General features: G+C 67.8%; 18 protein-coding genes. 6 read left to right on the top strand and 12 right to left on the bottom strand.

Going from position 1 to position 15,727, the window contains the following annotated elements; genetic code table 11:
* Position 1: 1 nt before the first annotated feature.
* From nrfD to AC3A35_RS25495, 12 genes are all read right to left on the bottom strand, one after another.
* Positions 2-1,249, bottom strand: a complete 1,248-nt coding sequence (gene nrfD, locus AC3A35_RS25550) for an NrfD/PsrC family molybdoenzyme membrane anchor subunit (RefSeq protein WP_487439360.1) — start codon at positions 1,247-1,249, stop codon at positions 2-4.
* Between the two features lie 2 nt (positions 1,250-1,251).
* Entirely contained in the window at positions 1,252-2,025 is a 774-nt protein-coding gene (gene dsrO, locus AC3A35_RS25545) for a sulfate reduction electron transfer complex DsrMKJOP subunit DsrO (RefSeq protein ID WP_487439359.1), read from the bottom strand.
* Complete coding sequence (locus AC3A35_RS25540) at positions 2,022-2,465, bottom strand: hypothetical protein (RefSeq protein WP_487439358.1); 444 nt, start codon at positions 2,463-2,465, stop codon at positions 2,022-2,024. The genes dsrO and AC3A35_RS25540 overlap by 4 nt, the downstream gene beginning before the upstream one ends.
* Positions 2,462-4,414, bottom strand: coding sequence for an NAD(P)-binding protein (locus tag AC3A35_RS25535; RefSeq protein ID WP_487439357.1), 1,953 nt, complete (start codon positions 4,412-4,414; stop codon positions 2,462-2,464). Before AC3A35_RS25535 ends, AC3A35_RS25540 begins: the two co-directional genes overlap by 4 nt.
* 28 nt (positions 4,415-4,442) lie before the next feature.
* The gene (gene dsrK / locus AC3A35_RS25530; protein WP_487439356.1) at positions 4,443-5,972 is read right to left on the bottom strand and encodes a sulfate reduction electron transfer complex DsrMKJOP subunit DsrK; all 1,530 of its coding nucleotides are present in this window, start codon (positions 5,970-5,972) and stop codon (positions 4,443-4,445) included.
* 1 nt (position 5,973) lies between these two features.
* Positions 5,974-6,708, bottom strand: a complete 735-nt coding sequence (locus AC3A35_RS25525; RefSeq protein ID WP_487439355.1) for a respiratory nitrate reductase subunit gamma — start codon at positions 6,706-6,708, stop codon at positions 5,974-5,976.
* Between the two features lie 301 nt (positions 6,709-7,009).
* The gene (locus AC3A35_RS25520) at positions 7,010-7,345 is read right to left on the bottom strand and encodes a TusE/DsrC/DsvC family sulfur relay protein (RefSeq protein ID WP_487439354.1); all 336 of its coding nucleotides are present in this window, start codon (positions 7,343-7,345) and stop codon (positions 7,010-7,012) included.
* Between the two features lie 96 nt (positions 7,346-7,441).
* Positions 7,442-7,738: a sulfurtransferase complex subunit TusB gene (gene tusB, locus AC3A35_RS25515; RefSeq protein WP_487439353.1), complete on the bottom strand. Its 297-nt coding sequence runs from the start codon at positions 7,736-7,738 to the stop codon at positions 7,442-7,444.
* 92 nt (positions 7,739-7,830) lie between these two features.
* A complete protein-coding gene (gene tusC / locus AC3A35_RS25510; RefSeq protein ID WP_487439352.1) occupies positions 7,831-8,205 on the bottom strand; it encodes a sulfurtransferase complex subunit TusC in 375 nt (124 codons plus the stop codon).
* A gap of 10 nt (positions 8,206-8,215) precedes the next feature.
* Entirely contained in the window at positions 8,216-8,575 is a 360-nt protein-coding gene (gene tusD / locus AC3A35_RS25505; RefSeq protein WP_487439351.1) for a sulfurtransferase complex subunit TusD, read from the bottom strand.
* A 19-nt stretch (positions 8,576-8,594) separates the two neighbouring features.
* The gene (dsrB, locus tag AC3A35_RS25500) at positions 8,595-9,671 is read right to left on the bottom strand and encodes a dissimilatory-type sulfite reductase subunit beta (RefSeq protein ID WP_487439350.1); all 1,077 of its coding nucleotides are present in this window, start codon (positions 9,669-9,671) and stop codon (positions 8,595-8,597) included.
* Positions 9,672-9,684: 13 nt separating this feature from the next.
* Positions 9,685-10,980: a hypothetical protein gene (locus AC3A35_RS25495; RefSeq protein ID WP_487439349.1), complete on the bottom strand. Its 1,296-nt coding sequence runs from the start codon at positions 10,978-10,980 to the stop codon at positions 9,685-9,687.
* A 325-nt stretch (positions 10,981-11,305) separates the two neighbouring features.
* On the opposite strand from AC3A35_RS25495, the gene AC3A35_RS25490 reads away from it, so the two are divergent.
* The 6 genes from AC3A35_RS25490 (at position 11,306) to AC3A35_RS25465 (ending at position 15,497) form a co-directional block, all read left to right on the top strand.
* Entirely contained in the window at positions 11,306-12,586 is a 1,281-nt protein-coding gene (locus AC3A35_RS25490; protein WP_487439348.1) for an NAD(P)/FAD-dependent oxidoreductase, read from the top strand.
* 11 nt (positions 12,587-12,597) lie between these two features.
* Entirely contained in the window at positions 12,598-12,822 is a 225-nt protein-coding gene (locus AC3A35_RS25485) for a DUF6967 family protein (RefSeq protein WP_487439347.1), read from the top strand.
* Positions 12,823-12,834: 12 nt separating this feature from the next.
* On the top strand, positions 12,835-13,446 hold the full coding sequence (gene cas6, locus AC3A35_RS25480) for a type I-MYXAN CRISPR-associated protein Cas6/Cmx6 (RefSeq protein WP_487439346.1): 612 nt from the start codon (positions 12,835-12,837) through the stop codon (positions 13,444-13,446).
* 59 nt (positions 13,447-13,505) lie between these two features.
* Positions 13,506-13,835, top strand: coding sequence for a TusE/DsrC/DsvC family sulfur relay protein (locus tag AC3A35_RS25475; protein ID WP_487439345.1), 330 nt, complete (start codon positions 13,506-13,508; stop codon positions 13,833-13,835).
* Between the two features lie 127 nt (positions 13,836-13,962).
* Complete coding sequence (locus AC3A35_RS25470; RefSeq protein WP_487439344.1) at positions 13,963-14,583, top strand: hypothetical protein; 621 nt, start codon at positions 13,963-13,965, stop codon at positions 14,581-14,583.
* A gap of 2 nt (positions 14,584-14,585) precedes the next feature.
* Positions 14,586-15,497, top strand: a complete 912-nt coding sequence (locus tag AC3A35_RS25465) for a TauD/TfdA family dioxygenase (protein WP_487439343.1) — start codon at positions 14,586-14,588, stop codon at positions 15,495-15,497.
* Positions 15,498-15,727 lie beyond the last annotated feature (230 nt).

Here is a 15,727-nt window from a genome sequence, read left to right as displayed (position 1 = left end):
ATCAGTGCCCGTCCGCCGCGCCGGCTGGGGACCGGACGTCGGGCTGTACGTCGTGCCGAACGTCGTCCTGCGGCATGAAGCGGAGGACGCGCACGCCCACCGCCGTGGCCAGAAAGGCGAGGCCGAGCCCACCCACGCCGAGCAGGATCTCGGGCAGGCTGGGGCGGTAGCCGGTCACCGCGCCGTCGAAGAAGCTGCTGCTCGCGCTGAAGCCGGGAAAGAGTTCGAGCGGCCAGGCCTGCCCGCCGATGATGAAGACATACAGCTGGGCGAAGGCGCCGAGCACCACCAGCGCGGCGGCGGCCACGGTCGCGCGCGGCCCGGCGAGCCGCGGGTGATACAGCAGCGCGAGCGGCAGCACGCTGCCGGCGAGCACATAGCCGCCCCAGAACAGCAGCGGGTGGACGCCGCCGTCGACCAGGATGAAGCGCTCGAATTCGGTTTGCTGGGCGAAGTACAGGTTGGTGAGGTGATGGACCGCCACCAGGTACATGACCCCGGCCACGAACACCCCGAGCAGCCGCGCCATGCGGCGCTCGATCGCCGGGTCGGGCTCGATCCGGTTCCACGCGAACAGGGACGCCTGCACGATCAGGAACACCGCCAGCCCCCAGGCGAAGGACATGACGATGAACAGCGGCGCCAACAGCGCGCTGTGGTAGGCCTGGCGTGCGACCAGGAAAGCGAAGATCGAGCCGGTGCCGGTGGTGAGCACGAAGCGCCAGACGAAGGTGGCCAGCCCCGCCGCCTTCGCGTAGCGGTGCATGCGCCGCTCCATCAGCGTCCACAGGTACACGCCGACGATCGCGAACAGCCCGGAGTAGAGGAACACGTTCCAGGCGAACACCGAGCTGAAGTTGAAATGGGTCGCGGCCACCATCACCCGGTCGGGGCGGCCGAGGTCGAGCATCAGCACCATCAGACCACCGGCCAGCAGCGCGAGCGACAGCAGGCCGGCGAGCGGCGCACGCGCCTTGTACGCCGGCTTGCCGAATACCGAGCCGATCGAGGCCACGTTGAGCACGCCGGACGCGGCCACGATCATGAAGATCGCAAACACGTGCGGCACGCCCCATACCACCTGGTTGTTCATGCCGGTCACGACGTGGCCGTGGGTCTCCATGTAGTGCGCGGCGGCGAGGCCGATCGCCACCAGCACCGCGCCGAGCGCGGCCACCAGGTAGAAGTTGCGGGTTTCCGCGGCGGGGCGGGAAAGCGGAACGAAGCGGGATGCATCGAGGGCGGGCATGTTCATATCCCCTGGTAACGGACGCCGGAGTCGAGGCGCAGGTCGGCGCGCACCTGGGTGCTGGCTACCGCGCGGATGCGGCGGGAGATTTCGCTGTGCGGGTCGTTGAGGTCGCCGAACACGATGGCGCCGTGCCCCGCCTCGGCGCAAGCCTCGACGCAAGCCGGTTGCTCGCCGCGGTCCACGCGATGCACGCACAGCGTGCACCCTTCGACGCAGCCCTTGCCGCGCGGCACCTCGGGGTTCTGCGCGGTGAGCGGCGCATGCACGAAGGAGCGTGCCTTGTACGGGCAGGCCATCATGCAGTAGCGGCAGCCGATGCAGATGTGGCGATCGACGAGCACGATGCCGTCGGCGCGCTTGAACGAGGCCCCGGTGGGGCACACGTCGACGCAGGGCGGATGGGCGCAGTGCTGGCACATCATCGGCGCCGACACGGTGCGCCCGGTGCGCACCTCCTTCAGTTCGATCTTGCGCAGCCACTGCGGCCGCTGGGCCTCGCCGACGTTCGCGGCGGTGGCGGACTCCAGGGCGTTCTCGCGCTCGCAGGCGCTGATGCAGGCGGTGCAGCCGGCGTCGCAGCGCGTGGTGTCGATCAGCATGCCCCAGCGCACCGTGTTCGAGGCCGCTTCACCGGCGGGGCGTGCCGCGGCGATTTCGACCACGCGGATGCCCGGTGCGATCATGACCCCGGCCAGCGCCGCGACCGACGCGGCGAAGAAGGCGCGCCGCGACGGCACCGGCGCCTGAGGGGGGTTCGTGTCGGGCGTGCTCATTTCGCCCCTCCCGAAGTGGGGCGGAAAGGCGCAGCGCCTTCCGCCGCATTGCCGATCGCGCCCGCCGACTTTCCCGCGCTCTTTCCCGGCGTCGCCTGGTGGCACTCGAAGCAGTCGAGCTTCACCGCGGCAAAGCTGTGGCAGCTCTGGCAGAAGTTCTCGCCGGTGCCGATCACCGAGCCGTTCTTGCTGCTCGCATGGCAGGAGATGCAGCCGTTGAGGCTCACCGGTGCGCCGCGCACGCCCTCGCGCAGGGTCCGGTCGCGCTGGTGCGACAGCAGGTCCATGTGATTGCGGCGCATCTCGGCGGGCGAGGCGACGCAGCCCTCCTGCTTCTCGATCACCACCGCCGGCTTCGGCGTACGCCCGCCGTCGAAGGCGAACGCCGCCGCGGCGGCGGTGCCGAGCAGCACGGCGAGAAGGAGGTGGCGGGGTCTCACTCGCCGAGCCCCATCTGGATGTAGCCGGTCGGGCACACGTCGTGACAGATGTGGCAGCCGATGCAGCGACTGTAATCCGTATAGACGTAGCGCCCGGTGGTCGCTTCCTTCTTCGGCACGCGCTTGACCGCGGTCTGCGGGCAATACACCACGCAGTTGTCGCATTCGAAGCACATCCCGCAGCTCATGCAGCGCTTGGCCTCGCCCACTGCCTCCGCTTCGCTCAGCGCCTCGATGCGCTCCTCGAAGTTGCCCAGCGCCTGCTCGCGGCTGAGGGTGACGATCTTGCGCCGGAAGCGCGGGGTGTAGGCGAAGTGGCCGAGGAAGAGCTCGTCGTGCGGGATGATGTAGCGGTCGGAGCGGTTCTCGTAGTTGTGGATGCCGACGTCGCTGTCGCAGGTGCCGCGGATCGGCTCGGACACGCCGGAAAACGACAGACCCTTCTCGACCATCTTGCGCCGCAGGTCGAAGGCGTGGACGTCGATCTTCGGCCGCTTCTCGAGGTCTTCGCTGCGCACGTAGCGGTCGATGCCGTCGGCGGCGATGGCGCCGTGGCCAATCGCGGTGGTGAGCAGGTGGGGGCGGATCACGTCGCCGCCGGCGAAGGTGCCGGGTTTGCCCTGCACCTGGTAGTTGCGGTCCGCGGTGACGGTGCCGCGGCCGTTGTCGAATTCCTCGAGGCCGGTGAAATCCACCGCCTGGCCGATCGCGGACACGATCAGGTCGGCTTCGATGTCGTGCTCGGTGCCCTCGATCGCCTTGATCTCGAGCTTGCCGCCGGCCAGCGTTGCCTCGCATTCGACCACCCGCAGCGCGGTGGCGCGGCCGTCCGCATCGCGAACCAGTCCGGTCGGCATCAGGCCGCCGCGGATCGCGATCCCTTCGGCCAGCGCCTGCTCGATCTCGTGGCGGTTGGCCTGCATCCGGTCTACCGGGAAGACCGAGGTCAGGGTCACTTCCGAACCCTGTTTGGCCGACACCTCGGCCACGTCATGGGCCATCCGCCCGCCGATCGCCTCTTCGAAGTCGGTCGGCTTGGCGTGCTCGATATGGCCCAGGCGGCGGGCCACGGTGGCGACGTCGATCGAGGTGTCGCCGCCGCCGACCACCACCACGCGCTTGCCCACGTATTGCAGCCGGCCGTCGTTGAACGCGCGCAGGAAGGCGGTGGCGGTGACCACGTTGGGCGCCTCCCCGTCCTGAAGCGGCAGCGCGCGGCCGGATTGCGCACCCATGCCGAGGAAGACCGCGTCGAATTCGTCGCGGATCTGCTCGAGGCTGAAGTCGCGGCCGACGTGGCAGTTCATCCGCGTGTGCACGCCGAGATCGAGAATGCGCTGGATCTCGGCGTCGAGCACATTGCGCGGGGTGCGGAAACCCGGGATGCCGTAGCGCATCATGCCGCCGAGCAGGGCGTGCTCGTCGAAGATGGTGACCTCGTGGCCGCGCAGCGCGAGCTGGTAGGCGCACGACAGGCCGGCCGGGCCGCCGCCGAGCACCGCCACCTTCTTGCCGCTGCGGGTCTGCGGGGCGACAAACTTCAAGTTGTTGGCGATCGCATACTCGCCGAGGAAATGCTCGACCGAATTGATGCCGACATGGTCCTCGACCTCGTTGCGGTTGCAGCCGGTCTCGCACGGCGCCGGGCACACCCGGCCCATCACCGCGGGGAAGGGATTGGCCGCGGTCAGGCGACGCCAGGCGTATTCCTGCCATGGCACGCCTGCGGGCGGCTTCTCGGTACCGCGCACGATGGCGAGGTAGCCGCGGATGTCCTCGCCGGCCGGGCAGCTGCCCTGACAGGGCGGGGTCGACTGCACGTAGGTCGGGCACTTGTGCGAGTAGCTCGCCTGGAAGATCTTGTCGCGGAAGGACTCGACCGCCGCATCGCCTTCGCGGTAGCGGCGGAACGTCAGCCTGTTGTCGGGGGTTTCCGTAGTACCTGACATCGCTTGTCTCCGAATGCGCGTGTGCGGGTTAGTCGTTCGCGTCCAGCCGGATGGCGGTGCTCACCAGCTGGTGCACACCGCCGACCATGCTCATCTTGAAACCGTAGTAAGGCAGCACCTTGCTGAACTGCGCCTTGCAGATCGCGCAGATCGTGGCCATGAAGTTCACGCCGTGGCCGTCGACGACCTGCTGCAGCGTTTCCATGCGCGGCAGCGCGCCCTTGACCCGCAGCTCCATCAACTCGTCGGTGAGCAGGCCGCCGCCGCCGCCGCAGCAGTAGGTCTTCTCGCGGATCGCCTCGGGCGCCATCTCGACGTAGTGGTTGGCGACCGCGCGGATGATGTTGCGCGGGATCTCGAACTGCCCGCCGGGCAGCTCGCCCATGCGCGAGCCGCGGGCGACGTTGCACGAGTCGTGGAAGGTGACGATGCGGTGGTCGTTCGCCGCCTTGTCGAAGCGCAGTGCGCCGCGCTCGATCAGGTCCCAGGTGAATTCGCAGATGTGCATCGGCTGGCGGTAGCGGCCGTCGAGCTGGCGCTGCAGCTGCACCGCGAACGGGTCGTTTGCGCCGGCGCCGATGCCGACCAGGGTGTTCCAGAAGCTGTAGGCGACGCGCCAGGCGTGGCCGCATTCGCCGACCACGATGCGCTTGACGCCCAGTTCGAGCGCCGCCTCGCGGATGCGCAGCGCGATCGTGCGCAGCTGCTCGTAGTTGCCGATGAACATGCCGAAGTTGCCGGCTTCCGAGGCCTTCGACGACAGTGTCCAGCTCACCCCGGCGGCGTGGAAGACCTTGCCGTAGCCGATCAGGCTCTCCACGTGCGGCTCGGCAAAGAAGTCGGCCGAGGGCGTGATCAGCAGCACCTCGGCACCCTTCTGGTCGAGCGGGTAGCGCACGTCGGCGCCGGTCTCTTCCTTGACGTCCTCTTCCAGCCCGAGCAGCGTGTCGAGCAGCGCCGGTCCGGGCAGGCCGAGGTTGTTGCCGATACGGTGCACCTTGCCGATGATCTCGTTGGAGTACTTCTGGCCGATCCCGACCGTGGCGAGGATCTCGCGCCCGGCCATGGTGATCTCGGCGGTGTCGATGCCGTAGGGGCAATACACCGAGCAGCGCCGGCACTCGGAGCACTGGTGGTAGTAGTTGAACCACTGGTCGAGCACTTCGCGGGTCAGGTCGCGCGCGCCGACCAGGCCGGGCACGAGCTTGCCCGCCAGGGTGAAATGGCGGCGATAGACGCTGCGCATCAGGTCCTGGCGCGCCACCGGCATGTTGTTCGGATCGCCGGTGCCGATGAAGTAATGGCATTTGTCGGTACAGGCGCCGCAATGCACGCAGGCGTCCAGATAGACCTTGAGCGAGCGGTACTTGCCCAGCAATTCGCCCATCTTGGCGATCGCCTTGTCGTGCCAGTCGTCGACCAGTTCGCCCGGAAAGCCGATCGCGGTCTGGATCTTGTCGCTGGCGAGGTAGGGCCGGGACGCCTCCATCGCACCCGGCTGGAGGGTCGGGACGACGGGGAATTCGCGCAGCGCGGGGGCTTCGACCTTGGCTGCCATCTCATTTCTCCGTATCGAGGCGTGCCGCCCACGGGGCGAGGTGACGTGCCTCGCGCGGGTTGTCGGCCTGGTTGCGGGTGGGCGAGAAGAAGATGCCCGGGGCGTGGAGGAGCTTGCTGAACGGGAACACGATCATCAGCGCCGCCACCAGGGCGAGGTGCACCAGCAGCGCCGTGTCGCCCGGCAGCGGCTGCAGTTCGAAGCGCAGCAGGCCGAGGAAGAAGATCTTCACCGCGACGATGTCGGTGTGGGCGACGAACTTCATCATCAGCCCGGAGACGCCGATCAGCAGCAGCAGGACCAGCATCAGGTGATCGGACGGGGTCGAGATGTAGCGGATCCGGGCCACCGCGAGGCGCCGCATCCACAGCCCGGCGAGGCCGGCGACCATGGCGACACCGCCGACGATGCCGAAGGGCTGAAGGAAGGCGACCCAACCCCACACCGGCTCGGTGAAGTAGCGCAGATGGCGCACCAGCACCAGCGCCAGGCCGACATGGAACAGCCAGCCGAAGGCCCAGATCCACAGATTGGCCTTGAACAGGCTCTCGAATACCAGCACTTCGCGCGCCAGGCGCAGGGCCACGCCGCCGCGGGTGATCGGCGCTGGGGTGGTCGGAATCTTCAGTGGTGCAGGGGTGCGCGCGTAGTCGGCAATCCTGTACGCCAGCGCGCCCACCAGGATCAGGGTGGCGGCGTAGTACAGCAGCGCGTAAGCGTAACTGGCGACGGTCATGGCTCTCTCGTTCGGGCTTCGGGTGCTCGGCTCCCTTCCATTCAAGGGCGCGGAGCAGGGAATTCGGCGAGCATCGCTCGCCGCCTGCGCAGCGGCGTAGCGCAGCGGAGATTCCCGGGTTGGGGTGGGGATGGGTTTCGACGGGCGTCAACGACGGGCGTCAACATCAACCCATCCCCCTCCTGTCCGAGCAGTGCTGGCTTCGCCAGCCCGTTCGGTCGGCGCAGAGCAGTGCTCTGCGAAACCCCGCCCTCACCCCCTTGAAGGGGAGGGAGAGGTCAGGGCCCTACGGGCCGTTCGATCACACGCAGCCGGTCGGCTTGGGCAGGCCGGCGATCTTGCACGCCTGCTTGGCCGGGCCGTAGGGGAACAGCTCGTAGAGGTACTGGTTGTTGCCCTTGTCCGCCCCCAGGGTCTTGCCGATGGCCTTGGTCAGCACCCGCACCGCGGGCGCGATTTGGAATTCGTCGTAGTACTGGCGCAGGAAGTTGACCACCTCCCAGTGCTGTTCGCTCATCTCGATGCTCTCGGTCTGGGCGATGTGGTCGGCGACCTCGGCGTTCCAGTCGGCGAGGTTGAGCAGATAGCCTTCCTCGTCGGTCTCGTAGTTCTTTCCGTTCACTTCGATGGTGGTCATGATGTCTCCTCGGTTTTATCGTGGCAGCGGCGTCATTGCCGTGCGGGGGGCAGGTGGATCGGGGGCGTGTTGGTAGGGGGGCTCAGATGAGGGTTCTCAGAGCCACGAATGGCAGGCCGGGTGCTCCGCGACCAGACCGACGAATCCGCCGTAGTCGACCGCGGTGACGCCGTCGATCAGGCGATCGCCGATGCCGCGTGCATCGAGGTCGGCCTGCAGCGCGAACACCTTGAAGCGGCCCAGGGCGTCCTCGATCCGCGCCGCGCTCGCGTGGCCACGGGTGGCGGCATAGACCGCGTCCTCGATCAGCAGGATGCTGCCGCTGCGGGCGACCCGCAGGCAGGATTCGAGCGCGTTTCGTTCCAGTGGCGACTTGTTGATGATGTGCAGCATGTCATGCCTCCTGCAGGGCCGCCCCAAGGGAGGCATGCGCCCCCTTGGGGGGCAGCGAACGAATGGGAGCGTGGGGGTTCATATTTCCTTGGTCAGAAGCTCAGGACGACGTTCTGGCTTTCCATCAGCGCACCCATTTCGGCGTGCGACAGTACCGTGACCGGCACCAGCAGATCGTCCTCGGTGAGCGCTCGGGCCTCGAGCGATTCGCGCTCGACGTAGAGCTTTTCGATGTCGTAGCCGTCGAGCGCGCGGTAGGTCGGCGAGAAGTTCTTGGTCTCGATGCCCTTGGTCTGCTGGCCGCGCTTCAACTGGTACACGCCGTCGTCGAGGAAGGCGAGCGACACGTCCTGGTCGAAGGCGGCGCTGATCAGCACCACTTCCAGCGCTTCGAGGGCGTAGATCGTGCCGTGGGGTGCCTTGCGATTGACGAACATGAATTTCTTGACCTTGCCGGGTGCGTTCATGTCGTCCTCCTCAGTCGCCGAACACCACCAGTCGATCGGCCTTGATGCCCGAATCGACCAGTTGCCCGAGGCCGGCGATGCGAAAGCCCGGCGCCAGGTTCTCGTCCTTGATGCCGCGACGCAGGGCCGCGGCCACGCACACCACCAGATCGGTGCCGTGCTCTTCGGCCAGCGCGCTCCAGCGCTGCACGATGTTGCGGTCGTCCTGCGGCGGTTCGGTGAGCTTGTTCGCGTTGTTCACCCCGTCGTGATAGAAGAACACGCGCTGCAGCTCGTGCCCCGCCGCGAGCACCGCCTTGCAGAACTGGAAGGCGGTGTCGCTGGCCTGGTGCTGGTAGGGCCCTTCGTTGATCATGATGCCGAACTTCATGGCTCCTCCTTGCTGCGGCTCAGAAGCGGATGTGGGTCGACGCGTTGAGGTTGGCGCGCGCACCGCGCCAGTCGTCGATCAGGTACTTGGTGAAGGGCAGCCCGGTCTTCTCGAAGAAGCGCGGCCAGCCGATGCGCTCGACCCAGTCGGACAGGCGCTCCCACGGGCGGGCGTCGTCCTTGTAGGTGTACAGGATCTTCTTCACCGCCTCGGAGACTTCCGGCCAGCGCGGCGGGTTGTTGGGGATGCCGGCGGCGACCATCTTCATGAAGGTGGGCTTGCCGCGCGCGTTGGAATTCTTGCCCCCGACCCAGATCGCGAACTTGGAGTGCTCGGGGTCGTTGATCTGCATCGGCGGGCACGGCGGATAGCACGCGCCACAGCAGATGCACTTGACCTCGTCGACCTCGAGCGAGGGCTTGCCGCCGACCAGGGCAGGGCGGATCGCCGCCACCGGGCAGCGCGCCACCACCGTGGGCCGCTCGCATACGTTGGCAACCAGGTCGTGGTTGATCTTGGGTGGCTTGGTGTGCTGGATGATGATCGCGATGTCGGCCTGGCCGCCGCAGTTGATCTCGCAGCACGAGGTCGACAGGTGCACCCGGTTGGGCATCTCCTCGCGCCGGAACTCGTCGTAGAGCTCGTCCATCAGCGCCTTCACCGCACCCGAGGCGTCGGTGCCGGGGATGTCGCAGTGCAGCCAGCCCTGGGTGTGGGCGATCATCGACACCGAGTTGCCGGTGCCGCCGACCGGGAAACCTTCCGCCTCGAGCTTCGCGATCAGCGGACCGACCTTGTCGTACGACGACACCATGAACTCGATGTTGGAGCGGATGGTGAAGCGCACATGCCCTTCGGCGAACTGGTCGGCGATGTCGGCGAGCTTGCGGATGGTCCACACGTCCATCTGGCGCTGGGTGCCGGCACGTACCGACCACACCTGGTCGCCGTCGTGCGCGGTGTGGTGCAGCACGCCCGGGCGCGGCCGATCGTGGTGCTTCCAGTTGCCGTAGTTCTTCGCCAGCAGCGGGTGCAGGTACTGCTTGTTGTCGGGTACGCCGCACTCGATCGCGCGGCGCATGGGGGCTTGGGCCATTGTTAAGGTCTCCTCAGGCGTGCAGCTTCTTCGCGTTGATCTTTGCCACTTCCTCGTCCCAGCCGTCCATGCGGACATAGGGGTTGGTGCGCGGGCAGGCCACCATGTTGGCGTCGACGTCGAGCTCCAGCGCCTCGAGGAAATTCACCAGGCCGATGCGCTCGATCATCTCGCCGGTGCGCTCGTGCTCGAGCGCGTTCTCGGCGAAGAAATCGATGATCTTCTGCGCCAGTTCGACGAGGCGGTCGAAGTCCTCGTCGCTGGCGAGCTTCATGAACGGCACCACCACGGTGCCCATCAGGTCGCCGATCTTGAGCGTGCGCTTGCCGCCCACCAGGATGGTCGCGCCCTTGTCGACCCCCGGCGCGAGCCCGCCGGTGATGACGTTGATGCAGTGCATGCAGCGCACGCAGTCGCGGTTGTCGATCTCGAGCGCCTGGCTGTCGTTGACCTTCACTGCCGAGAGGTGCGGGCTCGCATCGACGTCGGCGGCGTCCTTGATCCGGATCGCCTTGGTCGGGCAGCGCGCGACGACGTCGTTGACCAGGTCGTTCATGCCGTGGCGGTCGAAGTACTGGCGTACCAGCGCCTCGTCGGTGCGGATGTTGTCACGCCAGGTGCCGATGATCGCCATGTCCGAGCGCTGGATCGAGTTCATGCAGTCGTTCGGGCAGCCGGAGAACTTGAACTTGAACTTGTACGGCAGCGAGGGGCGGTGGATGTCGTCGAGGAAGTTGTTGATGATGGTGCGATGCGCCCGCGCCTCGTCGTAGCACGACTGCTCGCAGCGCGCCGCGCCCACGCAGCTCATCGCGGTGCGCACCGCGGGGCCGGCACCGCCGAGGTCGAAGCCCATCTCGTTGATCTCGTCGAAGGCCTTCTGCACGTTCTCGGTGGTGCAGCCCTGGAACATGATGTCGCCCGACTGGCCGTGGAAGGCGATCAGGCCGGAGCCGTGGCGCTCCCACACGTCGCACATCTTGCGCAGCAGCTCCGAGGTGTAGTGCATGCCCGGCGGCGGCATCACGCGCAGGGTGTGGAATTCCGCGGCGTCCTTGAACACCGGCTGGCCATGCTCGTCCTTGAGCTCGGTGAAGCGCGGGATCACTCCGCCGCCGTAGCCGATCACGCCCACCGTGCCGCCTTTCCAGTAGCCTTTGCGGGTGCGGTACGAGGTTTCGAGCTGACCGAGCAGATCGACGACATAGTCCTTGTCCTTCGCCAGCCGTTTCAGCCCGGTAACGAAGCTGGGCCAGGGGCCGGACTCCAGCGCGTCGAGCATGGGGGTGGGGTGAGCCTGTTTTGCCATTTTTTGCGTCTCCTCGTCATCCGGCGCCGGCGCCGGCAATGCCGTTCGGGAGGACCGGGTCGCTGCCCGGATCCGCCCACCGACTTTCGACGCAAATGCTACGGATCGCCGCCGTGCTCCACTATCCCTCCGGTCGGTAAGCCTGCCCAAGCCATCCGGGGGAGTCCGGCAACTACCCGGAGGGGGTAGTGTTTCATCCCTCCCCGCGGCTATAGACCTGGCCGCCGCGGCGCGCGCTAAATGGCGCATCCCGACACCGATCGGGGCGCTCCTGCAGGCGGCCGGATCCAGGGCCGGGGGCACGACACGCAACGAGGAGACATCTATGGCGCACATCGTCATCATCGGCGCCGGCATCGGCGGCTTGCCCATGGCCTACGAGATGCGGGAGCTGGCGCGCCCGAGCGACCGGATCACCGTCATCGGCAACTCGCCGCGCTTCCATTTCGTGCCCAGCAACCCGTGGGTGGCGGTCAACTGGCGCCGCCGCGAGGACATCGAGATTGACATCGAGCCGGCGCTCGCCCGCCGCGGGATCGGCTTCACCGCGGCCGGGGCGAAGCGCGTGCATCCGGCCGAGAACCGCGTCGAACTGGGCGACGGCAGCAGCCTCGACTACGACTACCTGGTGATCGCCACCGGTCCCAAGCTCGCTTTCGACGAGGTGCCCGGCCTCGGTCCCGCCGCGGGTGGCGGACACACCCAGTCGATCTGCCACGTCGATCACGCGGTCGAGGCCGAACGCCAGTGGCGGGAATTCGTCAAGGCGCCGGGGCCGATCGTGGTCGGGGCGGTGCAGGGTGCGTCGTGCTACGGCCCGGCCTACGAGTTCGCGATGATCATGGATACCGAGCTGCGCAAGCGGAAGATCCGCGACCAGGTGCCGATGACCTTCGTCACCGCCGAGCCCTACGTCGGCCACCTCGGCCTGGGCGGGGTGGGCGACTCCAAGGGTCTGCTCGAATCCGCGCTGCGTGAGCGCCACATCAAGTGGATCTGCAACGCGAAGACGACCCGGGTCGAGGCCGGCAAGATGTTCGTCACCGAACACGACGACGGCGGCCAGCCGAAGAAGGAACACGAGCTGCCCTTCGCCTATTCGATGATGCTGCCGGCGTTCAAGGGGGTGGACGCAGTGTTCGGCATCGAGGGCCTGACCAATCCGCGCGGCTTCATCCTGATCGACCCGTTCCAGCGCAACCCGCGCTTCAACAACATCTACTCGGTGGGCGTGTGCGTCGCCATCCCGCCGGTGGAGGTGACGCCGGTGCCGACCGGGGCGCCCAAGACCGGCTACATGATCGAGTCCATGGTCACCGCCACCGCGCACAACATCCGCGCCGTGCTCGACGGCCACGAGCCGTCCAAGAAGGCGACCTGGAATGCGGTGTGCCTGGCCGATTTCGGCGACTCCGGCGTGGCCTTCGTCGCCCTGCCGCAGATCCCGCCGCGCAACGTGAACTGGATGGCCGAGGGCAAATGGGTGCATCTGGCCAAGGTCGGCTTCGAGAAGTACTTCCTGCGCAAGATGAAGAACGGCACCTCGGAACCGGTGTACGAGAAGGCGGTGCTGAAGATGCTCGGCATCATGAAGCTCAAGGCCTGAGGGCGCGCGCCATGAGCGACACCATCGCCACCCTGACCGTGCCCTGGGGCCGGCAGCAGATCGAGCTGCAGGAGCAGGCCTTCGACGGCACCGGGGTCAGGTTGCTGCGGGTGCGCATCCGCGAAGGCAAGCGCTTCACCATCTTCGACATCGATGCCGTCACCGCGCACGCCTGGGCCGAGGCCATGGGTGCCTGGGCGCTGCGCCAGGGCGCGGTTGCCGGCCACGGCGACTGAGGGCGCACGGCGATGGACGCGAACGGCACGCCGGCGATGATCGACCTGGCCTTCGACGTGGACGGCATCGAGGTGCCGGCCGACTATCGCTACGCGCTGTGGGACGCGCTGCGCCGGGCGCTGCCATGGCTCGACGACGAGCCCGCCGCCGGCATACACGGCATTCGGACGGTGGCCACCGACTACGGCATGGCACTGCTCGCCCGCCGCGCCCGGATGACCCTGCGCCTGCCGGTCGGGCGGGTGGCGGCGGCGCGGGCGCTCGAAGGAAGGCAGATCGACGTGGCGGCAAACCGGCTGATGATCGGCGCGGCCCACGTTCGTGAGCTGCCCGCGGCCAACACCCTCCATGCCGACTTCGTCACGACCGGCGCGGACGACGAACTCGCCTTCGGCAAAGATCTGGCTGCCGCGCTGGCGCAGCTCGACGCGCCGTGCCGCTACATCTGCGGTCGGCGCCGGACGCTGTGTGCCGACGGGCGCCAGCTCACCGGCTATGCGGTGGCGGTGCATGGCCTCGCCGCCGCGCCCTCGCTGCGCCTGCAGCACGCGGGCCTGGGGGCGGCACGCAAGCTGGGCTGCGGCATCTTCGTCCAGCACAAGGCGATCAGCGGACTCGACTGAGCGCCCAACATCGCGCATCGGCGCCGCGGGCGCCCCGAACGGAAACGGAGGAGACACCCATGAACTACACCATCGACGGCATCGAACTGGAGGCGGACGACCAGGGCTACCTGATCGAAGCCAACTACAGCGACGCGGCGGCGCGCGCGATTGCCGCCGCCGAGGACGTCGAACTGACCGACGCGCACTGGGACGTCATCGCCTACCTGCGCGACAGCTACCGCGAGCACGGTCACAGCCCGAACTTCCGCGCCATGCTCAAGGACCTGCAGGGCATCAACCCGGCAGTGGACAGCAAGTATCTGTACGACCTCTTTCCGCTCGGGCCGGCGAAGCAGGGCGCACGCCTGGCCGGCCTGCCGCAGCCGTACGGCAAGGGCGGATATTGAAGAGCCCCTGGCGGGCAAGACCCGGTTGGCGAGGGGCCTCGGCCCCCGTTGCGGACGACCCGGGCGAAGGCGGGCATGTCCGGTGCAGGTTTCGAGTGCCCCCGTTGCGGGGGCGGGGAGGCGGATCGTGCGGATCAAGAGCCAGTGGTTCAGGAGCGAGCGGGCGAGGAGCACCGTCGAGATCGCCGGCGCATCGGCCTTCATCGCCTGGCGCCTGGCCCAGCACGTGCTGCGTAACATGCGCCGGGCCGATTTCGAGATCGAACCGGGCGCGCAGTACTTCGACTTCCTCGCCGAATGGCTGGTCTTCCTGGTCCTGGTCGCCGACCGCATCGCCTATGACGGCCTCGGGCCGGAGCAGCGCGCGGCCTTCATCGGCGCGATGGCCAACCGCGTCGGCGAGATCCTTGCCGACAACCGCGACGAGCTGCTCGGCGCCCCCGACGACAGCGACGACGAGGGCGAGCGCGAAACCCACAAGGGCCGCTTCATCGACCTGCTCAACCTGCGCGCGGCCGACTATGCCGATTTCGATTTCAGCGAGCGCAGCATCGACTACGGTTTCCTGCGCTACCTCGCCGACCGGCTCGGCCATGTGGTTGGCGAGCGCGATGCGCTATGGGTGCGCGACCAGGTGATGGAGATCGAGGCCCCCGACGCGGTGGCCCTGATCCGCAAGGGCATGCGCGGTCTGTTCGACGACACGCCGCGCCCCGCCGCGCGGCGCATGTCGATGAGCGGAGACTGAGCATGAGCTTCGTCGTCGCACCGCGCCCGGCCGCCCTCGGCCCCGGGGGACCCTTCGATCTCGCCGACCACGAGGCCTGGCTGCGCTGGCGCGAGCGCAAGCTGCGCGAGCACCCGCGCAGCGCCGCCGAGCTGATGGTGGAGGTGGCCGACCCGCGGCGCCTGAGCGCCGCCGAGCGTGGGGCGATCGCCGAGCGCTGCCGGCGCGCCAACATGGCGATCTACGTCAGCCCGGTGCGTGACGCCGACAAAGACATCCCGCGCGCACTCGGCCGCCAGTTCGGCCTCACCCGCCTGGACGGAAACTGGCTCGCCGACGAGGACGGCGTCAGCAGCCTCGAAGTGAGCGCGGGCGGCACCCGGGGCGACTACATCCCGTACACCGACCGCCCCATCCGCTGGCATACCGACGGTTACTACAATCCGCCGCAGCGGCGCATCCGCGCCATGGTGCTTCACTGCGTGCGCGACGCCGCGCGCGGCGGCGACAACGCGCTGCTCGACCACGAGATGGCCTATCTGCTGCTGCGCGAGCGCGATCCCGGGCATGTCCGCGCGCTCATGGCCGACGATGTGATGTGCATTCCGGCGCGCACCGACGCGCGCGGCGCGCTGCGTCCGGCCGAAACCGGACCGGTCTTCCATGTGCTCCCCGGCGGCCGCCTGCACATGCGCTATACCGCGCGCACCCGCAGCATCGAATGGAAGGACGACGCGCCCACCCGGGCCGCGGTCGCCGCACTGGAGGAGATCCTCGCCGGCGCGTCACCCTTCATCTTCCGCACCCGTCTGGTGCCGGGCGCAGGCCTGATCTGCAGCAACGTCCTGCACGACCGCTCCGGCTTCGAGGACGATCCCGCGCGCCCGCGCCTGCTCTATCGCGCCCGCTATTACGATCCACTCGTGTGCGTCTGATGTTCCTCGCGATTTAAGTCGAAAACGCCTTCGTTCCGCGACCGCAGCACCTAGCCGATCGACCCGCCACACCTACGATGGCCAACCGAAGCAAACGCAGACTTCCGCTTACGACCCCAAGCGGAAGTAGCGACTGCATGAAAGCTGCCGCTCAACGACGGTGTAGAAAAACCCGATCTCCGGGCATGCGGTTCCTGTCGGCGATAACCGACGATGTCTTGTTCATCATA

The sequence above is a fragment of the Azoarcus sp. Soil_N_20 genome (assembly GCF_057656155.1).
The sequence above is the reverse complement of the archived record's forward strand: the minus strand, read 5'-3'. Positions and strand labels throughout refer to the sequence as shown.

What these genes read in the sequence shown, in the direction of transcription:
- nrfD (WP_487439360.1), bottom strand. Translation starts at nt 1,249, where the DNA reads ATGCCCGCCCTCGATGCATCCCGCTTCGTTCCGCTTTCCCGCCCCGCC.
- dsrO (WP_487439359.1), bottom strand. Translation starts at nt 2,025, where the DNA reads ATGAGCACGCCCGACACGAACCCCCCTCAGGCGCCGGTGCCGTCGCGG.
- AC3A35_RS25535 (WP_487439357.1), bottom strand. Translation starts at nt 4,414, where the DNA reads ATGTCAGGTACTACGGAAACCCCCGACAACAGGCTGACGTTCCGCCGC.
- dsrK (WP_487439356.1), bottom strand. Translation starts at nt 5,972, where the DNA reads ATGGCAGCCAAGGTCGAAGCCCCCGCGCTGCGCGAATTCCCCGTCGTC.
- AC3A35_RS25525 (WP_487439355.1), bottom strand. Translation starts at nt 6,708, where the DNA reads ATGACCGTCGCCAGTTACGCTTACGCGCTGCTGTACTACGCCGCCACC.
- AC3A35_RS25520 (WP_487439354.1), bottom strand. Translation starts at nt 7,345, where the DNA reads ATGACCACCATCGAAGTGAACGGAAAGAACTACGAGACCGACGAGGAA.
- tusB (WP_487439353.1), bottom strand. Translation starts at nt 7,738, where the DNA reads ATGCTGCACATCATCAACAAGTCGCCACTGGAACGAAACGCGCTCGAA.
- tusC (WP_487439352.1), bottom strand. Translation starts at nt 8,205, where the DNA reads ATGAACGCACCCGGCAAGGTCAAGAAATTCATGTTCGTCAATCGCAAG.
- tusD (WP_487439351.1), bottom strand. Translation starts at nt 8,575, where the DNA reads ATGAAGTTCGGCATCATGATCAACGAAGGGCCCTACCAGCACCAGGCC.
- dsrB (WP_487439350.1), bottom strand. Translation starts at nt 9,671, where the DNA reads ATGGCCCAAGCCCCCATGCGCCGCGCGATCGAGTGCGGCGTACCCGAC.
- AC3A35_RS25495 (WP_487439349.1), bottom strand. Translation starts at nt 10,980, where the DNA reads ATGGCAAAACAGGCTCACCCCACCCCCATGCTCGACGCGCTGGAGTCC.
- AC3A35_RS25490 (WP_487439348.1), top strand. Translation starts at nt 11,306, where the DNA reads ATGGCGCACATCGTCATCATCGGCGCCGGCATCGGCGGCTTGCCCATG.
- AC3A35_RS25485 (WP_487439347.1), top strand. Translation starts at nt 12,598, where the DNA reads ATGAGCGACACCATCGCCACCCTGACCGTGCCCTGGGGCCGGCAGCAG.
- cas6 (WP_487439346.1), top strand. Translation starts at nt 12,835, where the DNA reads ATGGACGCGAACGGCACGCCGGCGATGATCGACCTGGCCTTCGACGTG.
- AC3A35_RS25475 (WP_487439345.1), top strand. Translation starts at nt 13,506, where the DNA reads ATGAACTACACCATCGACGGCATCGAACTGGAGGCGGACGACCAGGGC.
- AC3A35_RS25465 (WP_487439343.1), top strand. Translation starts at nt 14,586, where the DNA reads ATGAGCTTCGTCGTCGCACCGCGCCCGGCCGCCCTCGGCCCCGGGGGA.